The sequence below is a fragment of the Sphingobacteriales bacterium genome (genome assembly GCA_016719635.1).
In the GTDB taxonomy this organism is placed as follows: Bacteria; Bacteroidota; Bacteroidia; order Chitinophagales; family JADIYW01; genus JADJSS01.
In genome coordinates, this window is sequence record JADJYT010000016.1 from 43,708 (window position 1) to 57,090 (window position 13,383).

Sequence of the window (13,383 nt, forward strand, 5' to 3'; positions counted from 1 at the left end):
CGTCCTGTTTATTTTTCGGCAGCAATAATTTCGCTCCACAAAGGTCAGATAAAGCTGAACAATTTCTCCTGCTGACAGGTTTTTCACAGATATTTCCTAAGTTTACGCTGCTTATTTTATGTCAACCAAACCGCTCCCGTCCATCTCACAAGAAGAAATCACGCATATCAACGTGTATGGTGCGAAAGAGCATAACCTGAAAAATATCGATGTACATATCCCGCGCAACCAGTTTGTGGTCATCACCGGACTAAGCGGCAGCGGCAAATCATCCCTTGCCTTTGATACCATCTATGCGGAAGGGCAGCGTCGATATATGGAGAGTTTTGGTTCTTATGCCCGGCAGTTTCTGGGAAGTATGGAGCGTCCGGATGTAGAAAAAATATCCGGTCTGTCTCCCGTCATCTCCATCGAACAAAAAACCACCAACCGCAACCCGCGCTCCACGGTCGGAACCACTACAGAAATTTATGACTTTTTGCGTTTGCTATATGCACGCATCGGCGATGCCTATTCCTTCAATACAGGTGAAAAGATGGTGCGCTTCTCCGAGGAACAAATCATTGACGATATTCTGCATAAATTTCAGGATAAGAAAATCGCCATCCTGGCTCCGCTTGTGCGCGGCCGCAAAGGACATTACCGCGAGCTGTTTGAGGACATCCGCAAACAAGGCTATCTGCGGGTAAGGGTGGACGGTGAAACCCAGGAAATCCACCCTAAGATGCAGGTGGACCGCTACAAAATCCACGACATTGAAGTGGTGATAGACCGGATAAGGGTGGACAAAAAAGAAGTGCAGCGCTTACGGGAATCCATCAACAAAGCACTGAAAGAAGGAAAAGGATTACTCTTTATCGAGAATCTGGAAAATGGAAAAATCACGACCTATTCCAAGACCCTCATGTGCCCGACCACCGGCATCTCTTATGAGGAGCCTTCACCGAACACGTTTTCCTTCAACTCTCCGTATGGAGCCTGTCCGCATTGCAAGGGCATGGGTGTCATCAAGGAAGCGGATATGAAAAAAGTGATTCCCGATGACAGTAAATCTGTTTTGGAACAGGGAATTGTTCCCTTTGGTGAATACCGCGACACCTATACCTATAAAATTGTCACTCAAATACTGACATCCTATAAAGCCACCTTAAAAACACCGATTAACAGGCTTCCAAAAGAATGCCTGGAGATCTTGCTGTATGGCAGTGAAGAAAAAATAAAAGTGGAAGCAAAGGAAAATAAAGAACGCAAATCTACCAATACCCATTGGAGCCTTTCTTTTGATGGCGTCATCAACCAGATTAATAAATCTTTCACCGAAACCTCGAGCGATGCCTTGCGCAACTGGGCGGAAAATTACGTCAGTGAAGTGGATTGCAGCGAATGCAGCGGCACCCGGCTGAAGAAGGAGTCCTTATGGTTTAAATTGGACAATAAAAATATCAGTGAAGTTGCCAGACAGGATTTGAATGAATTGCAGGAATGGGTAGCTCAGCTCGGCAAAAAATTAACGAAGAACCAGAATATCATAGCCAAAGACATCATCAAGGAGCTGGAAGACAGAATAGGATTTTTGCTGAATGTTGGATTGAATTATTTATCCCTTGACCGGCCTACTGGAAGTTTATCCGGCGGCGAATCGCAACGCATACGGCTTGCAACGCAAATCGGCTCGCAACTCCAGGGCATCACGTATATCCTGGATGAACCCAGTATCGGATTGCATCAGCGCGACAACCGACGGCTGATTAAAGCTCTCCGCAACCTGGCGGATATCGGTAATACCGTAATCGTGGTGGAACACGACAAAGACATCATGCTCGCCTCCGATTACATCCTGGATTTGGGACCAAAAGCTGGCGAACACGGCGGGGAAATTGTGGCGCAGGGCACACCCGCAGCATTTCTGGAACAAAATACCACTACTGCAAAGTATTTAGCCAATAAAATATCCATTGAGATTCCTAAAAAACGACGCAAGGGAAACGGGCTCCGTTTGACTTTAAAAGGGGCGACAGGCCACAACCTGAAGAGTGTGACACTGGAAATTCCATTAGGCACATTTACCTGCATCACCGGCGTTTCCGGTTCCGGCAAGTCCACGTTAATCAATGAAACGTTATACCCGATATTAAACCAGCATATCTATCGTTCTCCGTTCAACCCGATGCCGTATAATAGCATCGATGGACTAGAGCATCTGGACAAGGTCATTGAAATAGACCAGTCACCAATCGGGCGAACTCCGCGCAGCAACCCGGCCACCTATATCGGTATGTTTGATAAAATCAGGGAATTGTATGCCAATATTCCGGAATCCAAAATCAGGGGGTATAAGAATGGCCGCTTTTCATTTAATGTGATTGGCGGTAGGTGCGAAGAATGCCAGGGCGGCGGTATGAAACTGATCGAAATGAACTTCCTGCCGGATGTGTATGTGGAGTGTCCTAAATGCCTGGGCAGACGCTACAACCGGGAGACACTGGAAATCAAATACAAAGGCAAAAGCATTTATGATGTACTGGAAATGCCGATAGAACATGCCGCACAGTTCTTTGAACACATTCCATCCATTTACAATAAAATCAGAATGCTGAATGAGGTGGGTCTGGGTTATGTGCGCCTCGGACAGGCCGCCACTACCCTGAGCGGCGGCGAAGCGCAGCGTGTAAAACTCTCTGAAGAACTGAGCAAGCGCGATACCGGGAAAACGATTTATATTTTAGACGAACCAACCACGGGCCTGCACTTTGAAGATATACGGGTATTGCTGGATGTACTGCAAAAGCTGGTGGACAAAGGCAATACGGTGGTTGTGATAGAACACAATCTGGACGTCATCAAGGTAGCAGACCATATCGTCGACCTAGGACCTGAAGGCGGCCGTAGCGGTGGCGAAATCATAGCCACCGGTACGCCGGAAGAAGTGGCTAAAAACATGAAAAGCATTACCGGTCAATATTTGAAAGAAGAGTTTAAATGATATGAACTATGGCGGTGGTGATAGTGAATACACCAACCTATTCTCAGATACACACCCCTCAATCCCCTCTCAAGAGGGGAAGCCGTAAGTGCTATTCATTTAGTTCCTGACTTTCTTAAATGGTAATCCTTTTCTGATATACACTGTCCGCATTTCCCCTCCCCGGAGGGGACAAAGGGGTGGGTTCTTTAATCTCTGTGACACACCCCTCAATCCCCTCTCAAGAGGGGAAGCCGTAAGTGCTATTCATTTTGTTCCTGACTTTTTTAAATGGTAATCCTTTTCTGATATACACTGTCCGCATTTCCCCTCCCCGGAGGGGACAAAGGGGTGGGTTCTTTAATCTCTGTGACACACCCCTCAATCCCCTCTCAAGAGGGGAAGCCGTAAGTGCTATTCATTTTGTTCCTGACTTTTTTAAATGGTAATCCTTTCTGATATACACTGTCCGCATTTCCCCTCCCCGGAGGGGAAGCCACTCGTGCAATTCTTTTCGTTTTAAACTTTTTTTATAAAATGGTAATCTATAAATATCATAACACAAAAGGGCCACCCTCCGCATGACAAAGTGGCTTACTAGACAAAATGGCCTGCTATTTGTAAATACATGTATATACAATTAATGTTTAAACAACAATCATGTCAAATCTACTACAACCATTCAACAAAAACGGCCTCTTCCTTCAAAACAAGGCAGTAATGGCACCTATGACACGCTCCAGAGCGATAGGCAATGTTCCTAATGATTTAATGGCAAGCTATTACGGGCAAAGAGCCGGTGCGGGTCTGATCATCACCGAAGGTGTTTCACCTTCTCCGAACGGCATCGGGTATGCCCGTATTCCGGGCATCTACAATGCCGCACAAAAAGAAGCCTGGAAAAAGGTAACTGCCGCCGCACATTCCAAAGGAGCAAAGATTTTCATCCAGCTGATGCACACCGGCAGGATTGGACATCCGGCAAATTTGCCGGAAGGTGCCAAAATGGTAGCCCCATCTGCCATTGCTGCCGCAGGACAAATGTGGACGGACACAGAAGGCATGCAGACACATCCGGTTCCTTCCGCTTTAACGACAGAGGAAGTGAAAGCTACCATCGGGGAGTTTGTAACGGCTGCCAAAAACGCCATTGAGGCTGGCTTTGACGGGGTGGAATTACACGGAGCAAACGGATACCTGATTGAACAGTTCATCCGTCCGTCCAGCAATCAGCGCATGGATGAATATGGCGATCACATAAAATTCGTACTGGAGGTAACCTCTGCGGTGGCTGCAGCAATCGGCAAAGAAAAAACGGGCATTCGTCTGTCACCATACGGCATATTCAACGACATGCCTTATGATGCATCCTTAGACAACCTGTATGAAAGAATATTTGAAGGTGTAAATGAAATCGGGATCTTGTACCTCCACCTAGTTGACCACAGCAGTGGCGGTGCACCGGAAGTACCTTTTTCCATTAAGGCAACCGCCAGGGAGAAATTCCGTCAAATCCTGATTCTGAGTGGCGGGTATGATAAAGAAAAGGGAGACGCAGACCTGGACAGCAGAAAGGCGGATCTGATTGCATTCGGCAAGCCCTTCATCTCCAATCCTGATTTAGTGGAACGATTCACGTACAACCATCCATTGGCTCCGGTTGACTTCAATACACTTTATACCGCTGATGAGAAAGGGTATACAGACTATCCGGAATATACGGCATAACTGAAAGATACGACGAAGAGCGCTATTGTGCGCTCTTCGTCCTTTATCTGAAAATGTCGAAATAGTGTATGCCATTTTACTTCTTTTTTGTCCACCACCCAGTTTTTTAAATACGCTCCCTTTTTTGCCCTGTATGCTGACAGGCATGCTACTGAATCCCCTCTTAGGGTTTCCTTTCAATATATTTTCTTATGAGTGAACAGAAGGGTGTGCCGGTATATTTTCAAGGTTCTTATCTTAAGCTAAATTTTGTTTGAAGAATAGCGTTTACTTTTAAGTAAACAAAAAACAGAATATGACAGCACCGTCTCCTGCATTAAAAGTACGCAACGTACATTTCAATTTTGACAAGGTTCCTAAACACTGGGTTTTGGGCAGTTCCATTGCCACGCATTTTGTAAACAGCATGCATGTCGTTTTTCCCGAAGGCGAGAAATTCTTCGTACGCAGCGTACGACGCTTTGCCAAAGACATCAAAGACGAACAGCTTAAAAAAGATATCAATAGCTTCTGCGGACAGGAAGGTGTACACGCACGCGAACACCAGCGCTTCTGGGAAGTGATGGAGGAGCAAAAACTGAAACCCATGTGGTTTGCTGATTTTTTGAAATCAACCGCATTCAGTGGAAAATACAGTTATGAAAATATGAGCCGGGGGCTGCTCAACCGCATACAACCCAGATTGGGGGATAAGTTTGCATTGTCGGTGACCACGGCTTTGGAACATTATACCGCTATCCTGGCGAATGCCTTGTTTCACGAACCGATTGCAACCAATGACAATATCGCTCCGCAGATGCTGGAACTGCTGCACTGGCATGCCTCCGAAGAGATTGAACATAAAGCGGTTTGTTTTGATGTTCTGAAAGAGGTAGACGACAGTTATTTCCTGCGCGTATCCGGCATGGGCCTTGCCACCGTATTATTGTGGGGTTATCTCGGCATCGGGCAGATCTACTTCATCTCTCAGGATAAAGACAAGAGTATTGTCAAGATGCCGTTTGAAACCTATCTCCTGTTAAAGACTGTCGTTTTCGGAGAAATAGGCAAAAATTTATCGAGACATCTGCTCGAATATTTCAAACGCGACTTTCACCCCGATAATATTGATGACCGGTATCTGATCGAACAGTTTTTCAAAGACAAGGCTTACGCCTGAGATTTGAACTACTGCTTTACGAACTTCTGAACACCGAAAGCCTTATCCGTCTCTACGCTGATAAAGTAGGCTCCAATGGAAAATTCCTGAGCCGGGATATCGAGTGTCGTATTGAATCTATCGGTTGCAAAAACCTCTTTCCCCGATATGTCTATGATTCTCAGCCGGCGTATTTTCTCCGAACCATACTTAGTGTTCAATGAAACGGTGAGATGATCAGTCGCCGGGTTGGGTGAAACCGTAAGCATGTCATTCACCAGTTTAAAATCATTCACGGAAGAAATAACCATGTTGCTCTTTACCGTATGGCAGGCAACCGTTACATTGTCTTCGTCGATAATGCATAATTGTACGGAGTCATTGCCAAACACCTCCATCTTGCCAAATGCATTTTTGGTGTTGTTGTTGCCGATACCCATACCGCCTTTGTTCCACAACCATTTGTTCAGATCAAACCCAATCGCGGACAGAATATTATCAAACTGGTAATACAGTTCTGTGGATGACACACTCAATCCGCTCGCATTCATCTCCGGCAAGCCAGCATTCGTTCCATCGTCAATAGCGCAGCCGTGTGTATCACCACTGATGACAATGATATTTTTAAGGTTATTGTTTTTGATGAAATTCAGTATCTGGTTGCGCTCATATGCGTACGCACCGAAATAATCAGACAAGCTGTAGGACAATCGGAATCCTGTTCCCGCCTGTCCGGCAATATTGAACTGGACGCCCTGCAGAAATAATGGCAACTCCACCAACTGCTGTATATTCTTATTGAAAGGCACTCCGGAAATGATAAATTTCCAGGTTGCCGTGGAATTTTTGAGCGCGTTCAGAAACCATCCCATCTGTGGTTGATTCAGCAATTTATTGGCAGGATTCAATCCGTCATACGTCCATAGATTAAACTGGGCATTGTATTTTAGATTATTCCAGCCTCCGGTATTGCAACTGCGGACATCAATCACAAAAAACTCACAATTGCCGGCTTTAAAGGAATGATAATAGCCATCCGTATCATTGACCGGAGGGTACCCTGGGAAGAATTTTCTGTACCCTTCCAGGCAGTTGGTGCGCATCTGCTGTGTGCGTGGCAACAATTCTATATAATTAATGAGCTTTCCGTTCTCGGTGCGTATTTTTGCCTCTCCACCTTTGAAGTACCTTGAATTGCCCCATGTGTCGTCATCGTCAGGCATATAGGCGATGGGCATTTTTTTCAACATGTCTTTACAAACCGGCTCCTCATTTCGTCTGCGCCATGCCAGCTCTATGGTTTTCCAGTCCTCGGGATAATTGAATCCAAAATACCTCGGAATCTGGTATGAAGGATAGGTAAAATCTCCGGTATGAATAAATAAGTCCGGATGGTGCCTGGGCATCACATCAAACACTTTCATATTTTCCGTTTCCTGACAGGAACCGGTAACAAATACGAGATGTTCCGGAGTTCCAACAGTCGGGAATGTTTTAAAGTGTCCGCTTACCGGTTGAACGGCCCCGTTGATACGATAGCGGAAATAGTAGTCGGTAGAGGGAATCAGAGAAGACAGGTTCACAATCTTACTGCTGTCTAATACGGCATCGGTGGCTGAATTAACCGACAGAAATGAGCCAAACAATGAGTCAGTACTATATTCCATCGTAAAATCAGTCGCCTGATTGGTTCGGATATAAATGCGTGCGCTGTTTTCCGTTACACCGCCTGTCATCGGTCCGTGCGTAATTGTTTGTGAAAATCCCGTGCCGGAAATTAAAACAAGGATAAACAAGCTTAGTCTGGTAAAATGCATGCGAAAAGTTACAAAATAATGCACATATCAATGTGAATATAGGGTGTAAATTTTATTGACATTCTGAACAAATCGGAAATCCATCCTTCAAAAGGCCTCCTGATTAATGATCGTGTTTCTTCATATATTTTATATGAACTGTCAGCCAGATGGCTCTCGACAAATGCGCCACATAAGGAGCCGCCAATACAATTAACAGGGCACAGGATGCAATATAATACCCTGCGTTATCCAGAAATTTATCCCGGCTGAAATTGAATGCCATATAGATGGGGAGCAAAGCCAGACACATGGCAGAAGTGATAATATAGCTCATATACATGGCACCATAGTAAAAACCGGTTTCCACCTGAAAATCTTCTCCACATTTAGAGCATCGATCATTCATGTCCAGCATATTGTTCAACACGTATGGGTTTGACTTAAATAATTTTTCTTTTCCGCAACTCGGGCATTTGAGCAGCATCGCATAACGCCATCTGGGCTTTAGTATACTAACCGATTCTTTCATTATAGTTTACTTCCTTTTTACTATGAAGAATAATTCCGTTCCGGATCTTGGAGCAATGGAGGTGATACACTGCTCCATCTCTTTTACCTCAAATTTCTTTTGGAATATTGTCATATACTCTTCCTTATTTCCGCCGAATGGCGGTCCGCTTTCAAATTTTTTATCAAACAACAACCCAGCGAGCTCTCCTCCGGTATGCAGCAGTGAATGCATCTTTTCTGCATAGCTTTCCCTTTGAGGTGGCAGTAACGCGCAGAAAAAAGTTTGCTCCAGGATAATATCGTAATTGCCGGTATGTTTAAAGAAATCTCCGCAGATAACCGTGAGCTGCCTACCGGCATATTTTTCATACTTCTGCAACAGATTCTTTATCAATGTCGGGGCAAGGTCAATTACGGTGACATTGGCAAACCCGTTCGCAAGCAGGTATTCTGCTTCATAAGCATTGCCGCAGCCGGGAATCAGAATAGCCGCATTCTTGTCTTCAATTGTATCTATATATTGTTTCAGAGGAGGAGAAACGGACTTTAAATCCCAGCCGGTTTCCTGGTTTTTCCAGCGATCGTCCCAAAAATCTTTATCTATCTGCTGCATATTAAATGGTGCGCTTACCATAAGCGCTTTCAACTTTCAAAACTACAGTATATAGTCGGATTTATCTGTAACATTTATCACAAAAAATAAAAAGTACCGAAATCTTTGATAGTTTTGTCCTGCATGGAAGTCCGCAGGACATATCACGTCATTGGATTGATGAGCGGCAGTTCGCTGGACGGATTGGATATCTGCTATGTGAGGTTTATAGTCGATAGTTCAAGGGCGATAATCGATACTGACACAGAAATTGACTGTCGGCCATTTACTGTTGAATACAAAATCCTACAAGCAGATTGCAAAGAATTCCCTGCGGGATTTAGAGAAAAATTGCGAAATGCGCCCCATTTATCAGCATTCGAATTTGCAAGACTACATACTGAAGTGGGGAAATATTTTGGACAACTTACGACTCTGTTTATTCAAGAAAACAATATCGAAACCGTTGATTTCATCTGCTCGCACGGACACACCATCTTCCATCAGCCTTGTGCCGGATTTACCACCCAAATCGGGTGTGGTGCTCAGATTGCGGCAAATACCAACTGCAAAGTCGTTTGCGATATCCGTACATCCGATGTGGCTTATGGAGGACAGGGTGCGTTGCTGGTTCCCATTGCAGAGCAATATCTGTTTCCGGATTACAACGCGTTTTTGAATATGGGAGGCATTGCGAATATTTCATTCCATCATCCTAATTCTCCCGAGAAAGTTTCAGAAGCCGAGATTGGTAAAAAAGTTATTGCATATGACGTTTGTGCCGCGAATACCCTGCTGAATCATTTAGCACAACAAAACGGGCTGGCGTTCGACGAAAATGGAGATTTAGCCAGAAAAGGAACCATTATCCAGCCCATCTTAGAGGAATTGAATACGATTGCATTTTGCAAACAACCCGCTCCGAAGTCCTTGGGGACAGAGCATGTTTACTCAGAATGGATTGCATTGCTGGATAACTATAATAACAATACAGAAGACAAATTGGCTACTGCCGTGGAACATATTTCGATTCAGATTGGGAAGGAAACAAAATCCGTAATCCCAAACTTTCATTCTAATATCCTGATTACAGGTGGCGGCGCATTCAATACATTCTTAATCGAACGGATTCAGGCACACACCAGATCAACCGTAATTGTGCCTGACAAACTAACCATTTCCTATAAAGAAGCTTTGGCTATGGCTTTTATTGGATTACTGAGAGTATTGGGAGTTCCAAACTGCCTGTCCTCTGTTACGGGCGCACACAAGGATGTTATCGGCGGAGCGGTGTATTTACCATAAAATAACAACCAAACATAAGAAAGCTTTTTAACTTAAGACTTATTCCAATACCTTTGCATCATGGTTCTAGTTACTGGTGCTTCCGGATTTTTAGGCGGTGAGTTGGTGAAACAACTCGTTGCCGACGGAGAATCTGTACGGATCCTTGTTCGCCCAACTTCCAGTATCACCCACTTCGCTCCAATTCTGGATAAAATAGAAATTGCATTGGGCGATATCCTGGACATTCCTTCCTTAGAAGCCGCCTTGGAGGGTGTCGATAAAATCTACCATTCGGCCGCCATCATCGGTTACGACAGTTCGTACTACGACGCTATGTACAAAACGAATATTGAAGGGACGGCGAATGTGGTGAATGTGGCATTGACAAACGGGATTAAAAAACTCCTGCATGTCAGTTCGATAGCCGCTATCGGAGGCAAACCGGAAGAGCTGATTACGGAAGAAACCAAATGGGAAAAGAATCAATGGACCACGCATTACGGAATTACGAAAATGCTGGCGGAACGTGAAATATGGCGGGGCATACAGGAAGGTCTGGAGGCCGCTATCATTAATCCGGGCATCATCGTCGGCATCTGCAACGATGAACATAAGGCAACGATACGGCTGTTTAAACAAATTGCAACCCGGAAATTGCCGTTTTACACAAATGGCACCAATGGATTTATTGACGTGGAGGATACCGCAAAAGCCGCAATTCAACTAATGAACAGCGAGATACATTCAGCGCGTTTTATTGTCGTTAGCGAGAACATTTCCTTTAAAGACTATTTTGAGCAGGTCGCTCGGGCATTGGAAGTTGCTCCACCTGGCAGAGTGTTGAACCCTTTGCTGGCAAAAGTGTTTGTAACGGCAGACTGGTTCTTTTCCAAATTATCCGACAGAAAAAGGAAAGTGACTCAGGAAGCCCTGAAAGTGGCGATGGAAAAATTTGAGTATGACAATCATAAAATAAGAGAAGCATTGAAATTTAATTTTATCCCTTTAGAAAAGACCATTAAAAAAGTGGCAAACACAATTAAATCTGACAGTGAACCTGTATAAGAATATAGCATGACATTTTTTTCTGCAGAAAACAAAAATAAGGTGCTCGCCTATTGGTGGATATTAGGCGTGGGCATGTTGCTGGGGCAAATCCTGTTAGGAGGCATCACCCGCCTGACCGGCAGCGGGCTTTCCATCACGGAATGGAAAGCCATCTTAGGTTTTTTGCCGCCAATGAATGAACAGGACTGGAATCTGGCATTTTCCAAATACCAGCAGTTCGGACAGTACAAACTTCTTAATACCACGATGACGCTTTCTGAATTCAAATCCATTTATTTCTGGGAATGGTTTCATCGTTTGTGGGCGCGTATCCTCGGATTCGCCGCCATTCTCCCGCTGCTTTTTTTTATGTATAAGAAAATTGTCAACAGGCAGGATATCATTAAGATTGCAGTTGCAATCGTACTGGGCGCCGTCGCCGGTACAGTCGGCTGGATGATGGTACAAAGCGGATTGAAACAAAACACCGTTTTAGTGAATCCGGTGAACCTGACATCTCATATCTTAGTGGCAACGATTATCGTCGGATATGTATTGCGAACGGCGCTGGAATATCTCTATCCCAGACAACACACAACGTATGATACTGCGAACAGAAGATATTTTCTCATCCTGATGATTCTTGTTTTTCTTCAGATAGGGTTAGGCGCATTGGTGGCGGGTTCAAAGGCGGCATTGGTGTGTACCACATTCCCCTTGATGAACGGACATTATTACCCAGTCGAAATGAACTTTTCCAACGGTGATGCATATGAGCTTTCTATGAAGCTGCTTTTTCAGTTCCTGCACCGCAATATGGCCTATCTTATTTTCTTTTATGTGCTATTCGTTTTTTTCAAGACGAAAAAGGCAGCAGCACAATTTCAATTTCACCGTACGAGATGGTTTCTGCTAATCATGGTCTGCATTCAGTTACCGCTGGGGATTCTAACATTGTTGTACAGTCAGGGAAAGGTGCCGGTTATTCTGGGCGTATTACATCAGCTGGGCGCATTTCTTTTGCTGATATTTTCTATCGAAGGTCATTATTTCATTAAATACAGAGCCTTAGAGCAAAAATAAGAATCATGCAACTGAAGATTTCTTCCATAACCAACTTAACGGATGCACGATTCTTCAGCGCAATAGGTGCACATTATCTGGGGTTTTGTCTGGATGTATTAAACGAATACAATATTTCCATTCCGAAGGCAAAAGAAATCATAAGCTGGCTGCACGAACCGGTTATTGTGGGGGAGTTTGGTATACATCAGTCCAAAGAAGAGATTGAATATGCCGCAAAAGAACTGAGCATGAGCGATATCCAGATTCCTTATTTACACCCGCAGAGAGAAGAACTGGCGTTCGAAAAATTTTTACAGATAGATGTAAATGATTTGTCCGTGATTGGCAGCCGGCAGCCGGCAGATTTTTTTGTTTTGAAATTACATCCGAAAGACCTCTCGAATCAAGCAGTCCGGGACTTTATTTCCAACCATAACGTATATATAGAAGCCGGCTTCTCCAAAGAGAATATTCTGACAATTACCGGAAGTCTGCGACCATACGGCATCCAGATCAGCTGCAGAAAGGAAGAAAAAGCAGGATGGAGCGCTGTAGATGAATACGCGGATATCCTCGAACTGATTGGGTTTTCATAATAGCTGAAAGCACAGATACTTTATGGTTTTACCATCTCTCAGGTGCATCTGTTCGTAATACGTTTGTATCCCATACAATTCATCATTCTTGTGCAGGGCATACACATCGGCATAATCTTTCAGTATAACGGAAGGAAATTCCGATAAGGTCTCTTTCGTAAAATGATAGAGAATATCGCTGTCTGTTTTCAGATGAATCAGCCCACCCGGTTTGAGGACTTCTTTATACAACTGCAGGAATTTTTTGGCGGTCAGCCGTCTCTTGGCATCTCCGTCTCTTGGGAAAGGGTCTGAAAATGTAATCCAGATTTCCTCCACTTCCTCTTTTTCAAAATAGTCTGTCAAATGGTCAATCTGGTCTCTGATGAAAGCAACATGGCTGAACGCTTCGATTCCGGCAATCCGGGCGGCACTCCAGATACGATTACCCTTGATATCCATGCCAATGAAATTCTTATCCGGAAACAGCCTTGCCATTCCCAGTGTATAATCGCCCTTTCCGCAGGCCAATTCTAAAATTACCGGATGGGTGTTCTTAAAAAATTCAGCCTTCCATTTTCCTTTCAGAACAGGATTTTTTTCAAATACGACTGGATTTTCAGCTAATTCTGCGAATTTTTGCAGCTTTCCCTTCTTTGCCACCTGATTTTTTTTGCAAA

The 13,383-nt window shown here is 44.3% G+C and carries 11 protein-coding genes; 7 read left to right on the plus strand and 4 right to left on the minus strand.

Annotation, left to right across the window (positions count from 1 at the left end; translation table 11 throughout):
• The first annotated feature begins 118 nt into the window (after positions 1 to 118).
• The 3 genes from uvrA (at position 119) to IPM95_14975 (ending at position 5,849) form a co-directional block, all read left to right on the plus strand.
• Positions 119 to 2,983, plus strand: a complete 2,865-nt coding sequence (gene uvrA, locus IPM95_14965; GenBank protein MBK9330557.1) for an excinuclease ABC subunit UvrA — start codon at positions 119 to 121, stop codon at positions 2,981 to 2,983.
• A gap of 639 nt (positions 2,984 to 3,622) precedes the next feature.
• Positions 3,623 to 4,690 carry an alkene reductase gene (locus tag IPM95_14970; GenBank protein ID MBK9330558.1) on the plus strand — a complete coding sequence of 356 codons (1,068 nt, stop codon included), beginning with the start codon at positions 3,623 to 3,625 and terminating at the stop codon, positions 4,688 to 4,690.
• 295 nt (positions 4,691 to 4,985) lie between these two features.
• Positions 4,986 to 5,849 carry a metal-dependent hydrolase gene (locus tag IPM95_14975; protein MBK9330559.1) on the plus strand — a complete coding sequence of 288 codons (864 nt, stop codon included), beginning with the start codon at positions 4,986 to 4,988 and terminating at the stop codon, positions 5,847 to 5,849.
• Positions 5,850 to 5,857: 8 nt separating this feature from the next.
• Here the strand turns inward: IPM95_14975 and IPM95_14980 are convergent, their stop codons facing one another.
• The 3 genes from IPM95_14980 to IPM95_14990 form a co-directional block, all read right to left on the minus strand.
• The gene (locus IPM95_14980; protein ID MBK9330560.1) at positions 5,858 to 7,645 is read right to left on the minus strand and encodes an alkaline phosphatase D family protein; all 1,788 of its coding nucleotides are present in this window, start codon (positions 7,643 to 7,645) and stop codon (positions 5,858 to 5,860) included.
• 103 nt (positions 7,646 to 7,748) lie between these two features.
• Positions 7,749 to 8,156 carry a DUF983 domain-containing protein gene (locus IPM95_14985; GenBank protein MBK9330561.1) on the minus strand — a complete coding sequence of 136 codons (408 nt, stop codon included), beginning with the start codon at positions 8,154 to 8,156 and terminating at the stop codon, positions 7,749 to 7,751.
• Positions 8,157 to 8,162: 6 nt separating this feature from the next.
• Positions 8,163 to 8,771: a methyltransferase domain-containing protein gene (locus tag IPM95_14990; GenBank protein ID MBK9330562.1), complete on the minus strand. Its 609-nt coding sequence runs from the start codon at positions 8,769 to 8,771 to the stop codon at positions 8,163 to 8,165.
• Positions 8,772 to 8,855: 84 nt separating this feature from the next.
• Between IPM95_14990 and IPM95_14995 the strand changes: the two genes are divergently transcribed.
• The 4 genes from IPM95_14995 to IPM95_15010 are packed head-to-tail and all read left to right on the plus strand — an operon-like array spanning position 8,856 to position 12,724.
• Positions 8,856 to 10,034, plus strand: a complete 1,179-nt coding sequence (locus IPM95_14995; GenBank protein ID MBK9330563.1) for an anhydro-N-acetylmuramic acid kinase — start codon at positions 8,856 to 8,858, stop codon at positions 10,032 to 10,034.
• 60 nt (positions 10,035 to 10,094) lie between these two features.
• The gene (locus IPM95_15000) at positions 10,095 to 11,081 is read left to right on the plus strand and encodes an NAD-dependent epimerase/dehydratase family protein (GenBank protein MBK9330564.1); all 987 of its coding nucleotides are present in this window, start codon (positions 10,095 to 10,097) and stop codon (positions 11,079 to 11,081) included.
• Between the two features lie 9 nt (positions 11,082 to 11,090).
• A complete protein-coding gene (locus tag IPM95_15005) occupies positions 11,091 to 12,146 on the plus strand; it encodes a COX15/CtaA family protein (GenBank protein MBK9330565.1) in 1,056 nt (351 codons plus the stop codon).
• A 5-nt stretch (positions 12,147 to 12,151) separates the two neighbouring features.
• A complete protein-coding gene (locus tag IPM95_15010) occupies positions 12,152 to 12,724 on the plus strand; it encodes a hypothetical protein (GenBank protein ID MBK9330566.1) in 573 nt (190 codons plus the stop codon).
• On the opposite strand, the gene trmB is transcribed toward IPM95_15010, so the two are convergent.
• Complete coding sequence (gene trmB, locus IPM95_15015; protein ID MBK9330567.1) at positions 12,719 to 13,366, minus strand: tRNA (guanosine(46)-N7)-methyltransferase TrmB; 648 nt, start codon at positions 13,364 to 13,366, stop codon at positions 12,719 to 12,721. The two genes, IPM95_15010 and trmB, sit on opposite strands and share 6 nt — an antisense overlap.
• Positions 13,367 to 13,383 lie beyond the last annotated feature (17 nt).